General features: G+C 67.2%; 16 protein-coding genes. 7 read left to right on the top strand and 9 right to left on the bottom strand.

Annotation, left to right across the window (positions count from 1 at the left end):
- Positions 1-53 precede the first annotated feature (53 nt).
- Positions 54-1,421: a NosD domain-containing protein gene (locus WD430_RS14400; protein WP_339103121.1), complete on the bottom strand. Its 1,368-nt coding sequence runs from the start codon at positions 1,419-1,421 to the stop codon at positions 54-56.
- A 305-nt stretch (positions 1,422-1,726) separates the two neighbouring features.
- Between WD430_RS14400 and WD430_RS14395 the strand changes: the two genes are divergently transcribed.
- Both WD430_RS14395 and WD430_RS14390 read left to right on the top strand, forming a co-directional pair.
- Positions 1,727-1,930, top strand: coding sequence for a hypothetical protein (locus WD430_RS14395; protein WP_339103120.1), 204 nt, complete (start codon positions 1,727-1,729; stop codon positions 1,928-1,930).
- A gap of 162 nt (positions 1,931-2,092) precedes the next feature.
- Positions 2,093-3,076: an arsenic resistance protein gene (locus tag WD430_RS14390; protein WP_339103119.1), complete on the top strand. Its 984-nt coding sequence runs from the start codon at positions 2,093-2,095 to the stop codon at positions 3,074-3,076.
- A 57-nt stretch (positions 3,077-3,133) separates the two neighbouring features.
- Here WD430_RS14390 and WD430_RS14385 read toward each other — a convergent pair whose 3' ends face one another.
- Positions 3,134-3,559, bottom strand: a complete 426-nt coding sequence (locus WD430_RS14385; protein WP_339103118.1) for a hypothetical protein — start codon at positions 3,557-3,559, stop codon at positions 3,134-3,136.
- Complete coding sequence (locus WD430_RS14380) at positions 3,556-4,770, bottom strand: PQQ-binding-like beta-propeller repeat protein (protein ID WP_339103117.1); 1,215 nt, start codon at positions 4,768-4,770, stop codon at positions 3,556-3,558. Before WD430_RS14380 ends, WD430_RS14385 begins: the two co-directional genes overlap by 4 nt.
- Positions 4,771-4,963: 193 nt before the next feature.
- Between WD430_RS14380 and WD430_RS14375 the strand changes: the two genes are divergently transcribed.
- Complete coding sequence (locus tag WD430_RS14375; RefSeq protein WP_339103116.1) at positions 4,964-5,245, top strand: zinc ribbon domain-containing protein; 282 nt, start codon at positions 4,964-4,966, stop codon at positions 5,243-5,245.
- A 9-nt stretch (positions 5,246-5,254) separates the two neighbouring features.
- On the opposite strand, the gene WD430_RS14370 is transcribed toward WD430_RS14375, so the two are convergent.
- A complete protein-coding gene (locus WD430_RS14370) occupies positions 5,255-6,544 on the bottom strand; it encodes a tRNA(Ile)(2)-agmatinylcytidine synthase (RefSeq protein WP_339103115.1) in 1,290 nt (429 codons plus the stop codon).
- Positions 6,545-6,758: 214 nt separating this feature from the next.
- Between WD430_RS14370 and WD430_RS14365 the strand changes: the two genes are divergently transcribed.
- Positions 6,759-7,730 (top strand): transcriptional regulator, encoded by a 972-nt coding sequence (locus WD430_RS14365; protein ID WP_339103114.1) that lies wholly within the window; start codon positions 6,759-6,761, stop codon positions 7,728-7,730.
- A 178-nt stretch (positions 7,731-7,908) separates the two neighbouring features.
- Positions 7,909-8,058 carry a hypothetical protein gene (locus WD430_RS14360; RefSeq protein ID WP_339103113.1) on the top strand — a complete coding sequence of 50 codons (150 nt, stop codon included), beginning with the start codon at positions 7,909-7,911 and terminating at the stop codon, positions 8,056-8,058.
- A gap of 103 nt (positions 8,059-8,161) precedes the next feature.
- Here the strand turns inward: WD430_RS14360 and WD430_RS14355 are convergent, their stop codons facing one another.
- Positions 8,162-8,419: a glutathione S-transferase N-terminal domain-containing protein gene (locus WD430_RS14355; RefSeq protein WP_339103112.1), complete on the bottom strand. Its 258-nt coding sequence runs from the start codon at positions 8,417-8,419 to the stop codon at positions 8,162-8,164.
- A 94-nt stretch (positions 8,420-8,513) separates the two neighbouring features.
- On the bottom strand, positions 8,514-9,941 hold the full coding sequence (locus tag WD430_RS14350; protein WP_339103111.1) for an NCS2 family permease: 1,428 nt from the start codon (positions 9,939-9,941) through the stop codon (positions 8,514-8,516).
- Positions 9,942-10,222: 281 nt separating this feature from the next.
- On the opposite strand from WD430_RS14350, the gene WD430_RS14345 reads away from it, so the two are divergent.
- Together WD430_RS14345 and WD430_RS14340 are read left to right on the top strand one after the other, a co-directional pair.
- On the top strand, positions 10,223-11,584 hold the full coding sequence (locus tag WD430_RS14345) for a DUF4147 domain-containing protein (protein ID WP_339103110.1): 1,362 nt from the start codon (positions 10,223-10,225) through the stop codon (positions 11,582-11,584).
- A gap of 106 nt (positions 11,585-11,690) precedes the next feature.
- Positions 11,691-12,353, top strand: coding sequence for a TrkA family potassium uptake protein (locus tag WD430_RS14340; RefSeq protein ID WP_339103109.1), 663 nt, complete (start codon positions 11,691-11,693; stop codon positions 12,351-12,353).
- Positions 12,354-12,587: 234 nt separating this feature from the next.
- Here WD430_RS14340 and WD430_RS14335 read toward each other — a convergent pair whose 3' ends face one another.
- The 3 genes from WD430_RS14335 to WD430_RS14325 form a co-directional block, all read right to left on the bottom strand.
- Positions 12,588-13,670 carry a DNA methyltransferase gene (locus WD430_RS14335; protein WP_339103108.1) on the bottom strand — a complete coding sequence of 361 codons (1,083 nt, stop codon included), beginning with the start codon at positions 13,668-13,670 and terminating at the stop codon, positions 12,588-12,590.
- An 82-nt stretch (positions 13,671-13,752) separates the two neighbouring features.
- On the bottom strand, positions 13,753-14,025 hold the full coding sequence (locus tag WD430_RS14330) for a TRAM domain-containing protein (RefSeq protein ID WP_339103107.1): 273 nt from the start codon (positions 14,023-14,025) through the stop codon (positions 13,753-13,755).
- Complete coding sequence (locus tag WD430_RS14325) at positions 14,022-15,590, bottom strand: Na+/H+ antiporter NhaC family protein (protein ID WP_339103106.1); 1,569 nt, start codon at positions 15,588-15,590, stop codon at positions 14,022-14,024. Before WD430_RS14325 ends, WD430_RS14330 begins: the two co-directional genes overlap by 4 nt.
- Positions 15,591-15,709: the final 119 nt, after the last annotated feature.

Raw genomic sequence — 15,709 nt, 5'->3', positions numbered from 1 at the left:
AATCGCACGTCGCGTCGGAAACGACAGGGGATTCGAAACGCAGCTGTGCGTTCTCAGTTCGACGACCCCGCGTTTTGCGAATCGAACTCATCGTCGGTGTACCGGACGCCGTTGACTTCGATCTCGTTGCCGTCACCGCCGACGATTTCGATCGGACCGTCGCCGTTGTCCCGAGCACTATTGCCGCGACCGGTGTTCCAACTGGCGTTCTCCAACCGGAACCCGTACGTCCTGTTCTCGTCGGCAGTATTCTTCAGCAGGCGATTTTCGTGTGATTCGGAGAGAAGAATACCCGCAGAGAGGGAATCGTTCGCCGTATTGCCTTCGAGCGTGTTTTCGTGCGATCGGTCGAGTACGATCCCCTGTATTCCGCTCGCACTGTTGCGTTTCAGCGTGTTCTGATGGGACGACTCGAGAGAGATTCGACTGCTGTCATTGGTAGCGATCGCGTTTCGATGTGATTCGGAGAGACGGATACCGAAGGTTTCCGTCACCGCATCGTTACCCGACAGCGTATTCTCCGCTGCACCGGTCAGGTAGATCGCCGTGTCGAGCGCACCCGCGTCGTTGTTCTCGACGAGGATTTTCCGAGAGTCCTCGATAGCGATCCCGGTAGCGCTACCGGAGGTCGCGTTTCTCTTCACGGCATTCGAGTCGGAATCCGTGATTCGAATCCCGTCTGAGAAGTTGTCCGCGGCCGCGTTTTCGAGCAGCAGATTTCCGGTCGATCCGGTACTGAACCGGTCCAGTCGAAACCCGGCGTCGCTGTTACCGACTGCCTCGTTCTCTTTGAGAATATTCTCGCTCGCATCGAGCAGGGAGTAGCCGGTTTCGCTGTTACTCTCGGCGCGGTTCCTCGAGAGAACGCTACCGATCGCTCGGAAGAGGAAGATGCCGTGACTGGTCTCTTTCACGTGAGTCCCCACGAGTTCGGCCTTCGCCGTCTCGTACACTGCGATACCAGTGTGAAAGCCTTCCACGATGAGGTTCTCCACGGAGACTCGTGACAGATCGCGCTCCGTTCCGCACGTTCGCCGCGTCTCGCTTCCGGGCGGGCGCACGAGCACACCCGTGCTACCCGAATCGAACGGGAACCGGTCGTCAGCGGGCGCGGCCGCATCCCGTCCGGTGATAGTGTGACCGTTACCGTCGAGCGTGACGTCACTCGCTCGAATTTCGAGACAGGTGTCACCCGGCGCGGCGGTGAGATCGGTCACGAGTTCGTAGCGGCCGGACTCGGTAATCGTCGTGCACTCGTCGATCTCCCTCACACGCTGCTCTTTCGCTTTCGTCTCGGTCTGGTCTCGCCGGTCTCCACTACCGACCGCGTTGCCAGCGCCGAGTGAGAGCAGACCCAGTGCGGCACTGCCCGTGAGATACGATCGTCGGTCGACTCCCGCCTCAGCGTCGTTGCCGAACATAACAGATCAACGTGGACCGGAATAGAAACTTGAGTATGCGCTACATGCAGGCAATTTTTATCTAGTTACACATATAATTCCGGCCCCGAATACGAGTAACTGAGCCACTGACGACGGGCCGATAGACGGATATCGTCGCCGCAGAGAGCGGACCGCGCCGACCGCGATCGGGTACCACCGATGGAGTATCCGACCGGCGGTGCCTTCGATTCCGTGACGATCATCGACTCGTACTACTCGGTACGGGTAATTCTCATAAGTGAATTCGACATGCATAAACGACGCCACTGGATAGCGAGTAAGCGATGCCAGACGCGGCGCGGCTTCGCGACAGCACACAGATCGTCCTTCCGCGGGAGACCCTCGCGGACCTCGAGCCGCCGCTTTCCGACGAGTTCACCGTGACCGTCGTCCGAGAGGACGACCGGCGGTGTCGGATCATCGGCAGCCCCGTCGAGATCAAGGCGGTCGGCGACTACCTCGCGCGTCGCGGAATCAGTATTCGCTGACTCGCGGCCTTCCTCTCGTTAACTCGCAGTCGTCTCCCCGAACCCATCTAGTTCCGTCGCTGACGTCGTCGTCTCCGTCCGTCTACTGGTCCCCCGACTCGAGGACTCGATCGAAGCGGCGAGACCGACATCCACTCAACCCGACCGTCCGTACTGGCGGCCGTGAACGCCTTCGAACGGTTCCAGACGCTGTTCGTGATGGCGGGGATCGCCGTCGGCCTCGGAGCCGCGCAGGTGTCCGGCGTACCCGTCCTCGCCGACCGGCTCATCTTCCCGTTCCTGATGGTGATGTTGTTCGCCTCCTTCGCCGGCATCCCCCTCGAGGGGCTGCGACGGGCCTTCGGGAACCGACGGGTCGTCGGCTCGAGCCTCGCGGTGAACTTCGTCTGGAACCCGCTGCTGGCGGTGGGGCTCGGGGCCGTCTTCCTCGCCGAGCACCCGGCGCTGTGGGTCGGGTTGCTCATGTTACTCGTCACTCCCTGCACCGACTGGTATCTGATCTTCACCGATCTGGCCAACGGGGACGTCCCGCTGGCGACGTCGCTGTTGCCGTACAACCTCGTGCTCCAGTTGGTCCTGCTGCCCGTCTACCTCTATCTCTTCGCGGGCACGCTCGTCGACCTCCGACTGCGAATCCTCCTCGAGGGAGTCGTGCTGGTCCTGGTCGTCCCGCTCGCCCTCGCCGCGGTCGCGCGGTACGGTCTGACGAGACTGCGGGGCCGCCAGTGGCTGACGGACGTCTTCCTGCCGAAACTGGGCCCCGTCCAGATCGTCTTCCTCGCGCTCGCGGTCGCCGCGATGTTCGCCTCGCAGGGTCGGCTCGTCCTCGAGCGCCCGGACGTGCTGGTCCTGCTCGCGGCGCCGCTCCTCGCGTTCTACGCCGTCAACTTCGCCGTCGGGCTCGCGATCGGTCGGGTGCTCGACTTCTCCTACCGCGAGGTCGCCTGCTTCAACTGCACGATCCTCTCGCGCAACTCGCCGACCGCGCTCGCCATCGCCGTCGTCGCCTTCCCGAACGAACCGCTGATCGCGCTCGCGCTGGTGATCGGTCCCCTGCTCGAGTTGCCGCTCCTGTCGGTGGTCGCGAACCTGTTGCGCCGCCTCGAGCGCCGCGGCTGGGATCGCAGCGCTCGACTGACCGGATGATCGGCGGTGGCGTTCGGAACCGCGGCGGACGAGTCGAAGACGGGGAATCGACGACGATCACTCGCCCGTGTCGACGTCCGCTCCGCCGAACCGGGACGTAATCCGCTGCCACAGTCCCGTCTCGAACGTGATCGCGATCGCGCCGGAGAGCGCGGCCAGATAGACGAGGGCGTTGGCCGCCAGCAGTCGCATCGAAATCGCGTTCGCTCCGCGGAGCCCGACGAGCCACTGAGCGCCGACGAACAGGACCGCGGTCAGGAGCGCAGTCGGTAACAGCCGTTCCGTCGGTCCGTCGTACGTTTCCGCGAGGACGAACGCGACTCCGAGAACGCCGATCGGCACCACCCAGTTCGGAACGGCCGCGCCCGTCAGTTCGCCCGCCGACGTGAGCAGCTCCCCGACCGGCCAGACGGCCGGCGAGACGAGAACCGCGATCAGGAGCGTCCGGCCGACTCGGCCGGCGACGTCGGTCGCGCGGCTCATCGCGGACGCACCTCGGAGACCGTCTCGCCGAGCAGGTGGTAGACGCGGTCACCGTCGATCAGCGGCGTGCTGCCGAGCGGGTCGGTCGCGCCGCCGTCGATCGAGACGCGGAACCGCTCGTCGCCGGAGTCGGCCTCGAGCGCGAGCAGGCCGTCGGTCGTCGACGCGTAGACGGTCTCGCCGCCGACGCTGACGCCGAACTCGAGGGCCGGCTCGTCGGTCCGCCACGCCTCGTCGCCCTCGAAATCGATCCGAGCGATCGCGCCCGTATCGGGATGGGACCGATAGACCGCTCGCTCTGCCGGATCGACGGCGATGGAACGCCAATACGTGTTCGGGTCGGCGGCGGCGTCCGAGACGGTCCAGCGACCCTCGCCGGTCGCCGCCTCGAGGGCGGTCAGGTCGCCGGTCGATTCGATACCGACGACGCGATCGTCGACCGCGGCGACCTGACTCCGAATCAGCGACGAGGCGCCGATCTCGGCGCCGCTCAGCCAGCGTCGCGTTCCGGTTTCGGGCTCGAGCCCGAGCAGTCGCCCGTCGTCGTAGCGCGCGCCGACGAGAAGCCCGCTGCGGGCGGCCAGCGGGACCACGCGCCCGGTTCTGCGCCAGCGCTCGAGGCCGGTGTCCGCGTCGAGGGCGACCAGTCGATCGTCGCCGTCGACGCGGCCCGTCACGTACACCGTGTTCCCGAACAGGTGGAGCCCGTCGGCGCCGCTGTCGAGGTCGTAGCGCCAGCGGAGTCGTCGGGAGTCGAGGTCGAGCGCGCAGACGCCGGTCTGAAACACCAGATAGGCGACGCCGTCGCGGACCCGCGGTTCCGTGTCGAGTTGCGGGCGGTCGAACAGCCCTCCCGACGCGGACTCCCGATACGCGTATCGCCACCGTTCGGTCCCGTTCTCGACGTCGAGCGCCCGGAGCGATCGGTGAGTCGGGACGAAAAGCGTCTCGTCGGCGAGCGCGAGTCCGGCGTGCTCGAACCGACGGTAGGTATCGAGCGGGAGCTGCCACCCCACCGTTCCGTCCGCTCCGGGGCCGGGATCGGCCGTCCACGCGACGTTTCTCGAGTCCGCGCGCGGCTGTCGCCATCCCGCCTCGAGGTCCGGATCGACGTGGTCCGACCCGCCGACGCGGGGACCGAGGAGGAAAGCGCCGAGCAGGGACCCGCCCGCCACGCCGAGGAGTCGGCGTCGGGTCAGTACTGAAACCATACTCGGCACATAGCTATCGCTCGTATATCATTTCTTCTTTCGAATCGTGTCGATGAACGAAATAATTGCCGAATCGATCGGGATCGATAACTGACTGAATCGTCAGAGGTGGCGTGGATCGAGGCACCGATCGTCGGCAATCGCTCTCGCGGCGTCACATTCAAATGGACCTCGGCAGAATTTCCTAGTAGGTATGGATCCAGTAACCGTCGTCCTGGGATCCGTGCTGCTGTTCGCCGTCCACCTGGTGCTCGTCGGGACCCTCACGCGCTATCTGCCCGGATCGCTCCGGGCCGGCGCCGCCGCCGAGCGCGAGGCGACCGTCGACCGAGACGCGGGGACGGTCGTCTGCCCCGACTGTGGCGCGGAGAACGACCTCGGCTACCGGTACTGTTCCGACTGCGTCGGGGAACTCCCCGGTTCCGCCGTCGGAACCGCCTCGAGCGCCGCCCCCAGTCGGCGGAGCATCTTCTGACGGTCGGGACTATCGTTCGGGGTGCGTCGGCGCGTCGAACCCGCCCCGAACCAGCGGCTTCGCGATGTGGCGTCGCGCGCACGGCGGGACCTCGTACCAGCCCCGCTCGAGGTCGCGTTCGAGCGGACGTTCCGCCTTTCCGTCGGCGCTCGTCCCGCAGTCCCGGCACCGATAGCCCTGATTCCGGCCGGCGCTCTTCATCCGGCGCTCGCAGTCCGGACAGGTCGGCGTCACGCGCTCGGTCGTCACGAGGTCCCGAACCGCGAACTTCTCGAGTTTGAGCGTCCCGCGGGCGACCTCGCCGCAGACGGTGAGCCGATCGCCGACCCGGAGCGCCCGGACGCGGTCGCGAAACCGTTTCGTCGGTTCGAAAGCGGCGCACTCGAGGCGTCGGGGCTCGCCGTCGCAGGTACCCGTCTCGCCCTCGAGGTCGACGAAGACGTGCCCGCCGCGACGCGTCTCGGGGTCGCTGGCGACGCGGCCGTCGACCCGATAGGCGCGGCCGTCGGCGACCGACTCGAGGGTTCCCTTCCGCAGGTGGACGTCCGTCCCCTGATTCGTGACGAACGACTGGCTCGAGGCGACGGGTTCGCTCTCGATGCGGTCGGCGACGTCACGGACGGCGTCGGGATCGTCGCCGCGGATTCCGTGGAGGATCGGCCCGGGGGTGTGGGGAACGCAGACGGCCTCGCCTTCGCCGCGGTCGACCGTGTCCCAGACGTCGGGGTAGCCCCGATCGGCGGCGGCGAAGACGCTCTCGCGGTCGACGTCGCGCGGCGTCCCCCAGCGGTCGGACTCGCGGTAGGAGATGTACTCGGTGGTCCACTCCGAGAGGGCGTTCCAGGCACCGACGGCGGCCAGCGCGCCGATCCGTCCGCGACCGTCGCCGACGTGCCACGAGCGGTAGCCGCGGCGCTCGAGGAGCGCGACGGCGTCGGCGATCTCGAGGTGGTCCCGAATCGCCTGCCGGGTAAACGCGCTCACGTCGTCGGCCACGGCGTCGGGCGCGTCGTCGGTGACGACCAGCCCCGGATGGGTCCGCTCGTCGGCGGTTTCGGCCAGCGACTCGAGGCGCTCGCGAGCGATATCGAACGCTCGATCGGGGTCGGCGTCGGTGTGGATCGCCAGCGCGGCGTTCCCACGCGTCTTGTACTCGACGGCGGGATTGAGTCGCACGAGCAGGCAGCGCTCGACCGCGGTGCCTCCCCGTCGCAGTCGCTCGGCGATCCGCGCGGCGACGTAGGTCGTACACATCCCGCGGTCGCGGGAATCGGTATCGTCGAGTCCGACGACGGTCATCGACGGCGATTGGGCCGGCGCCGAGTAACGCCTTTCGGGACGGATCCGTCTCGATACCGCGATCGGCGGCGAATCGAGACACGGTACCGACCTATCATCGCCGGGGAACGGAAACCGGTATATAAGTATACTGGCGATACGGGCGCGAACCGCGACACGGCACCCGGATATCCCGGGGAAAACGTCTTATACGAGGAATAGCTTACGTACCCGTATGTCCCGCTCCGCACTGGTCGGCAACGTAACCGCGATGTTAGAGGACGCGGGATTCGTGGTCAGCGACCGGTGTGCGATCCGGCCGAAGAGTTTCGATATCGCTGCGCGCCGGGGAGAGGACCTCATTCTGGTCAAGATCCTCGGCAACATCGACGCGTTCAACGAGGCGACGGGCCACGAGATGCGACGGCTCGGCACCTACCTCGACGCGACGCCGCTGGTCATCGGCCTGCGGAGTCGCGACGAGGACCTCAAACCCGACGTGACCTACTTCCGTCACGGCGTCCCCGTCCTCAGTCCCGACACGGCGTACAACCTGTTCATCGAGGAGGTACCGCCGCTGATCTACGCGGCGCCCGGCGGTCTCTACGTCAACATCGACGGCGACTTACTCGCCGACGAACGGCAGGACCGCGACTGGAGCCTCGGCCAACTGGCCAACGAACTCGGCGTCTCCCGGCGGACCGTCTCGAAGTACGAGGACGGGATGAACGCCTCCGTCGAGGTCGCGATGGAGCTCGAGGACCTGTTCGACGCGCCGCTGACGAGCCCGGTTTCGGTCCTCGAGGGGGCCGACGACGTCCACGAGACGGAGGCGACGCCGGACGACCCCGAGGCCGACCCCGACGACGAGGAGGTCGTCGCCGTCCTCACCCGGGCCGGCTACGAGGTCCACCCGACGCTCCGCTCGCCGTTCAAGGCCGTCAGCCACGAGGAGGAAGAGAAGGACGACGACGTCGTGCTCACCGGCCACTCCGAGTTCACGAAGGCCGCCGAGAAGCGCGCCCGGATCATGAGTTCGATCGGCCACGTCACCCACACCCACTCGGTCTACGTCGTCGACCGCGCCAAACAGGAGTCCGTCGACGGCACCGCGCTGGTCGAGCGCGAGGAACTCGAGCAGCTCCGCGACGCGGCCGAGCTCCGGAAGGTCATCCGGGAGCGCGCCGACCGCGAAGAGGCCGCCTGACGTCGCCGTTTCCGTTCCTCCGCTCTCCATTCCTGCAGTCCCGCCCTCGCTCTCGCCACCGAATCGATTCGATGGCAATACCTTTCATCGCAGTGGAATAACTATCGATCGGAACCCGATGCCGAGACAGTCCGCAGTCCCTCTCGCCAGTCGCCGGCGCGCGCTCCTGACGTGCGGTATGGCGGCCGCGCTGCTCGCGTTCAACTACGGCTCGAGCGTCGAGACCGTCTCCGAGGCGGTCCTCGCCGTCGCCGTGTACCTCGCCGTCGGCTACCCCACGCTCACCGCGATGGACCTGCTCTTCGACCGGCTCCTGTGGCGGAACTGATGCCCTCGAGCGGCGTAGCCGGTCGCGAATCGACGCTCCGCCAGGCCGCTGACTCCCGCGCGATCCGCCGTCGAAAAACCAGTCTTCCGTGCGATCCGGCGTCCTACGCGGCGCCCTCGCCGTACGTCTCCTCTAAGTACTCGACGATATCGTCGCTCTCCGACATGGCATCGACGCCGTTCGCCTCGTCGGTGATGACCGGCACGCCGGTCTGGCCGCTGACCTTCTCGACTTCGGTCCGTTCGTCGTGCGATCGAGGGACCTCAATCACGTCGTACTCGAGGTCAAGCTCGTCGAGTTTCGAGCGGACTTTCGCGCAGTACGGACAGCCGGGCAGTTCGTACATCGTGATGTCAGCCATACCCGTGTATTGCTCCGGAAGACGTATGAGGTCACCGGTCGGCCGAGCGGTTGCCGGTGTCGAGGCGGTGGGAATACCGATCTGCAGTCCGGGATCAGAACGAGAACATGCCGGCGTCGACCGCGAAGTACGTCGCGAAGTAGAGGACGAACGCGGCGGCGAGCGTCCACTGGCCCAGCGAGACGTCGTCGGCCTCGCCCGTCGAGGCCTTGACCAGCGGGTAGCTCATGATCCCGGCGGCGAGCCCGTTCGAGATCGACGCGGTCAGCGGCATAACGGTGATCGTCAGGCCGGCGGCGATCGCCCAGGCCGGGTCCTGCCAGTCGATGTCGGTGACGCCCCGGAGCATGATGATTCCGACGACGACCAGCGCGAGGTAGGTCGCGTACTGGGGGATCGCGCTCATCAGCGGGACGATGAGCAGGGAGAGGAAGAAGAGGGCGCCGACCACGAGCGCGGTGAAGCCGGTTCGGCCGCCCTCCTCGACGCCGGTCGAGGACTCGATGTAGGTCGTCACGGTCGAGGTGCCGATCATCGCGCCGACGGTGGTGCCGACCGCGTCGGCCATCAGCGGCTTCTCGATCTCGGGGAGGTCCCCGTTCTCGTCGAGGAAGCCGCCGATCTGGGAGACGCCGATGAGCGTCCCCGCGGTGTCGAAGAAGTCGACGAAGAAGAACGTGAAGACGACGAGGACGAAGACGAGCGGATCGTCGGTGATCATCCCCAGCCCGTCGACGAAGCCGGCGATCAGCGGCGTGAAGTCGTACTGGACGCTCGCGATCAGGTCGACGATCCCGCCGCCGGTGACCTGATCGTAGGTGCGGGCGTCGACGAGGGTGCCCGAGTCGACCACGCCGGCGAGCGTGAGCACCCAGCCGGCGATCGCCGTCGCGACGATACCGATGACGATCGCGCCCCGAAGGCCGCGAGCGTGCAGGACGAGCATCAGCGCGAGCCCGGCGACCGACAGGGCGGCGACGGCGCTCGTCGCGACGTTCCCCATCGAGACGAGCGTCTCAGGGTCGTCGACGACGATCTGCATCTCCTGCAGTCCCAGGAAGAGCAGATAGACGCCGATCCCGGCCCCGACGGCGAACTTGACCGGTTCGGGAAAGAGCTCGATGATGTACCGGCGAGCGCCGACCGCGGTCAGCAGGATGAAGACGATCCCCTCGACGAAGACCGCCGCGAGCGCGACCTGCCACGGGACGCCCAGCCCCAGCACGACGGTGTACGCGAAGAAGGCGTTCAGCCCCATCCCGGGCGCGAGACCGAACGGCCGATTCGCCCAGAAGGCCATCACGAGCATGGCGACGACCGACGAGAGGATCGTCGCGACGGCGATCATCTGGAAGATCTCGGGCTGCTCGTAGCCCTCGATCTGGATCGCCTGGCTCAGGATGGCCGGATTGACGACGATGATGTACGACATCGCCAGAAACGTCGTGATTCCCGCGATCAGTTCCGTCTCGAGGTCGGTATCGTGCTCGTCGAAACCGAAGAACGCTGCGAGTGCCCCCATATTGGATGCTCGAGCATAGCAAGACGGATTAGTTAAAGGTTCTCGTCCGGACTCGCCGCGTATCGATACATATTCGTGGATACCGGTTCGAAATCTCGGGTTCTCGGAACACGTCTACCGGTCACACTACCCACGGGTAATAGACCCGAACTCTCATAGTGGATTCGAGTAAACGCACCGTCCATGCAACGCGAGCGAGCCGTCCCGTCGACCGTCGACACAGCGATCGCTGCGGGAACCGGAACGGACCGACCGGCCGAACGGCCGTCGGGTGAGACCGCGTGATCGAGGACCGCGAGCGGGCGGCGACCACCGACGCGCGCGATCTCGCTCTCGAGTGCGTCGAAACCGGCATCGAGGCCGGCCATCCGCGGCGCGTGATCCGCGAGGCGGTGACCGTCGAGGGGAGCGAGACTCCGGCGGAGTCTCGAGACGGCGGAGCCACCGGCGACACCCTCCGAATCGGCGACGACGGCTACGACCTCGCGGCCTACGACGAGGTCGTCGTCCTCGGCGGCGGGAACGCCGCCGCACAGGTGGCCGCGGCCCTCGAGGACGCCCTCGGCGATCGGATCGACGGCGGCGTCGTCGTCACGGACGACCCCGTCGAGACCGAGCGCGTCACCGTTCTCGAGGGCGACCACCCGGTGCCCAGCGAGCGCGGCGTCGAGAGCACCCGCGAACTGCTCGCGGCCGCCGACGCTGCCGACGAGGGGACGCTCGTGCTGGCGGCGATCACCGGCGGCGGGAGCGCGCTCATGCCCGCCCCCGCGGGCGAGGTCACCCTCGAGGCGCTCCAGGAGACGACGAACGCGCTCCTCGAGTGCGGCGCCGACATCGGCGAGATCAACGCGGTCCGGAAACACTGCTCGGCGCTGAAGGGCGGCCGACTGGCCCGCCGGGCGGCCCCCGCGACGGTCGTCTCGCTGGTCCTGAGCGACGTCGTCGGCAACGATCTGAGCGTGATCGCCAGCGGTCCGACGGCCCCCGACGCGTCGACCTTCGACGACGCGCTCGCGGTCGTCGATCGGTACGGGATCGACGTACCCGACGCCGTCGCCGACCGCCTCGAGCGCGGCGCAGACGGCGAGATCGACGAGACGCCGGGCCCCGACGATCCCGCCTTCGAGACCGTGTCGAACCACGTCGTCGCCGACGGGATGACGGTCCTCGAGGCGGCCCGCGACGCGGCCGCCGAGCGGGGGTACGAGACGCTGCTCCTCTCCTCGCGGGTCCGTGGCGAAGCTCGGGAGGCGGCCACGACCCACGTCGCCGTCGCCGAAGAAGTGCTGGCGACGGGGACCCCCGTCTCGACGCCGGCGGTGATCCTCTCGGGCGGCGAGACGACGGTGACGGTGCGGGGCGACGGAACGGGCGGGCCGAACCAGGAGTTCGCGACGAGCGCCGCCCTCGACCTCGAGGGCGGGATCACCGTCGCCGCCGTCGACACGGACGGGATCGACGGTGCGACCGACGTCGCGGGGGCGATCGTCGACGAAACGACCGTCGACGACGCCGAGCGGGCCCGCGAGACGCTCGCGGCCAACGACGTCTTCCCCTACCTCGAGGAGCGCGGGGAACTGATCCGCACCGGACCGACGGGGACGAACCTGAACGATCTGCGCGTGCTGGTCGTCGGGTAGGATTACGACGCTACTCGAGTCGCCGACCGGGACCGTCACGAACGTCCAGTTCTCGGTGGCGTTCGCGAGCCAACGTATTTTACCTCGGGCCGTGTACCCACGCACCATGAGATTCGTCATCGTGGGATACGGACGAGTCGGGTCGCGAACCGCTCGGATCATGACCGAGGAGGGCCACGACGTCGTCGTGGTCGACAACGACCCCGATCGGATCGATCGGGCCGAGTCCGACGGGTTCGAGACGGTTCAGGGCGACGGGGCCGACGAAGCGACGCTCGTCGACGCGGGAATCGAGGACGCCGTCGCCATCGGCGCCTTCACCCCGGACCTGAACGTCAACTTCGCGGCCTGCATGGTCGGCGACCACCACGGCTGCCGGACCGTCCTCCGGATCGACGAGGACTACCGCCGGGACATCTACGAGAAGTACGCCGCGGACGTCGACGAGATCATCTACCCCGAGCGCCTCGGCGCCGCCGGGGCCAAGACGGCCATGCTCGGCGGCGACTTCAACGTCGTCGCCGACATCGCGTCGAACCTGCAACTGACCGTCCTCGAGATCGACGACGACTCGCCGGCGGTCGGCAAGCGAATGAGCGAACTCGAGTTACCCGGCGGCGCGCGGATCTACGCCCACGGCCGGGAGCGCGAGTCGCTGACGATTCCGCTGCCGGGGACCGAACTCGCCGCCGGCGACGAGGTCGCGGTCATCACGGAAACCGATCACGCCGAGGCGGTCCGGGAGCGGCTGTTGCCCGCCAGCGCCTGACGAGTCGCGACCCAGTGGGAGCGACGCCGCTGGACGCTGCCGATAGCGGTAGCGGTTGCGAGGTCGGCGTCGTCGCGACGAACGAAAGGGGGGAGCGAGGTGGGAAGGAAGACTGGCGCGCGGATGGGGTGGAAGTGGGATGGTGAGCGTCGGCGAGTGCGCGCCGGTTTCGACAAAACGCCGGGACGGCATAAAACCGCGTCAGACGCTCGAATGACGGGAGTCAGATCGGAACTAGCCGTCGGTTTCGGGCCGGAAGACGAGGACGTTCTGGTGGACCATCGACGGGACGAACGAGAACGGATAGCCGTAGACGTGGAGGTCCTTCGTGGGGTCGTACCAGATCAGAGTCGCCGCGAGCGTCACCGGCGCGGTCGACTCGATCGCCCGCGCGAGATCGGCCGAGAGGAACTCGTAGGACTGCTCGCGGTACATGTCGCCGATGAAGACGACGAGATGACCGTCCGGCGCGACCGCGTCGGTGAAGCGCTCGAACTTCGCGGCCATGTCGGCGAGCCACTCGGCCTTGGTTCCCGTCTCCCCCTCCTCTTCCCCGTCCGCTTCAGCCTCCGCTCCTCCGTCCCGATCGGTTTCGGCGTCGTCGGTCACGGCGGCCGCGTCGAAGGCTCCCAGTTTGCTCTCCCGGGTCGCGCGTTCGTTGCGCGTCTGCTCGAGTTCGTCCATGTGCCAGTAGGGAACGTCGGTCAACAGGAGATCGACCGAGTCGTCCGGGACCGCCTCGATCAGGTCCGCGCAGTCGCCGTGGCGCATGTCCTGCTCGGCCAGCGGCGGGTCGCCGCGCTCGCGTCGCTCCTCGTTCTCGCGCTCGAGGGCCGTCTCGTAGATCTCGACCCACCGCCGGTTCCGCTCGAAGCCGATGGCCTCGCGCAGTCCGGTGCCCTCGTGTTCACAGAGGCTCGCGCCGAGCAGCGTGCCGCCGACGCCGGCGAACGGATCGAGGACGGTGTCGCCGGCCTTGCTGAACCGGCCGATCAGTTCGGCACACAGTCGCGGGGGTTTCTGGCCGCCGTGTTCGCTGCGCAGGTCGTGCTGGAGGGCCGGCGGGTAGCCCTCGGCGATCACGGACTTCGTCGCGTACTTCCACTCCTTGCCGGTGAGGTCGTTGACCCGGTTGCGCTCGTCGTAGATCCCCCGTCCCTCGACGTAGCGCTGGTGATCGGCCAGTCGGTCGGTGTCGATCACCTCGCCGTCCTCGACCGGCAGCGACTCCTCGCGGGCGCGTTCGACGTCGAAATCGCCGTCGTCGTCCGTGAACAGGCGGCTCTGACGGTGCTGACCCCCCTCATCGTCTGCCATATTCTTCGCATGGGAACCGCTGGATCATAAAAGCGCGTCTCTCCCTCGCGGGACGACGGAAAGCTGCCGCCGCCGGCAGTCGTCAGTCGGTGTAGGAGCTCTCGCCGACGACCGCGAGGAACTCGCCGCGGCCGGTCGCCGACGAGTCGTCGAACTCGGTCACGCGGACCCGGACGCGTTTCTCGACGGTCTCCGGCCCGGCGCCCTCGACGGTCAGGCGGGTGTCGCCGACGTAGGCGCGGCCGTCGGTCCCGTCGGACTCGGCGACGAAGACGCTGATCTCGTCGCCGGGCTCGAACGTCGGTTTGGAACTGCGGAACCGCCAGCCCTCGAGATACTTGCCGAAGAGGCTCATACGCGAGCCACCTCCTCGCTCTCGCGGTCGGTCACGTACTCGCGGCCGAAGCCGGTGATCGCCGCGACGACGAACACCGTCACCAGCAGCCAGCCCTGGAAGACGTAGGGAACGACGTCGATGGGGGTGACGAGCATCCCCGCGTCCAGCCACTCGTACTCACCGGGGAGTTGCTCCATCGCTCCGTACCCGGCGAGGACGCCGCCGGACCACGGGAAGATGTAGCCCAGCGCGGCGGTCTGGCCGTCTAAGATGTTCGCCCGCCGGTAGCCGTTCAGGTTGAACCGCTCGCCGATCTTCGAGATGTAGGGCCCGATCGCGACCTCGGCGGCCGTGTTGATCGTGATGATGGCGTTGATCAGCGCCGCCGAGGCGACCATCGTGAGTTCGGCGTTACGGACGTTCGTCGCGAGGTTCTCGAGCGACCAGTCGAGGATCGCCTCGAACGCGCCGCCCCGAATCATGATCTGGGCGGCCGCGATGATCAGCAAGACCAGAATCGAGAGTTCGAAGAAGCCGGCCGCGCCCTCCATGACGCTGCCGGTGACGCCGACCGCGTCCGGATCGTCGACGATCTCCAGGATCGGCAGGCCCGCGAGCGGTTCGGCCAGCGGCGCGTCCGCCGGCGCGGAGAACGTGACGATGTCGCCGACGCTCGCCAGCCCGAGGACGAGGTTGAAAACGATCGCGACGACGATCCCCCACGAGATCGCCTCGACGATGTGTCGACCGGCGATCGCCGCACCGATCACGATCCCCATGGAGACGAGGTGGACGAGACCGATCGGGTCGCTGGCCTCGGCGAGGAGGTCGGCGGCGCCCGCGCCGGTCTCGATGCCGCCCATCGTCTGTCCGGCGACGACATAGCCGATGAACGTCAGCACCGCGGCGATGATGACGTACTTGAACCGCGAGGCGACGACGCCGCCGATGTCGGAGTCCTGCGTGACGGCGCTGACGATCGTCGTGTCGCTGACCGGCGCGAGGTTGTCGCCGAAGATCGCGCCCGACAGGATCGCGGCGAACGTGAGGACCGGACTCGCCCCCAGCAGGAGCCCGGTCGGGAAGAACAGCGTGACGAACGCGACGGCCGCGCCGTATCCCGTCCCGATGCCCGTCGTGAACAGCGCCGCGAGGACGAACGTGGCGGCCGGGAACAGCGCCGCGCCGACGCCGGCCAGATCCGCGAGCCAGACGAGGCCGCCGACGAAGCCGCCGTCCTGTAACAACTGCGCGAAGATACCGGCCCAGATCCAGGCCACGATGGCCGTCACCGCGACGGGCTGGGTCATCCCCTCGAAGATCGTGTTGGCGTACGACGCCCAGTCGCCGCGAACGAAGAACATCCCCAGCACGAGCCCCAGCAACATCCCGACGATCAGCCCACCGGTGTCCGAGATGCGCCACAGCGCCGTCTGGACGATGGCCCAGACGATGAACACGCCGATCGGGAGCGCGCTCATCCCCCGACCGCCGTAAAACGTTATTCGCGGCTCTTCATCGCCCGTTCCCTCGACGAACGCATCGGTCGGATCGCCGGATGAATCATCATTAATCCCACTCATCGTACGACACGATCCTGTCTAACTAAACGACTGCTGAAAAATCTTACTACGGAAGGAAAGAGCTACTGAAGGACGACAGGTTATCCGGCCGACGACGGCCCGACGAATCGGGCCCCGCA

Source organism: Haloterrigena sp. KLK7, assembly GCF_037914945.1.
GTDB lineage: Archaea > Halobacteriota > Halobacteria > Halobacteriales > Natrialbaceae > Haloterrigena > Haloterrigena salinisoli.
This window is presented reverse-complemented; position numbering and strand designations above follow the sequence as displayed.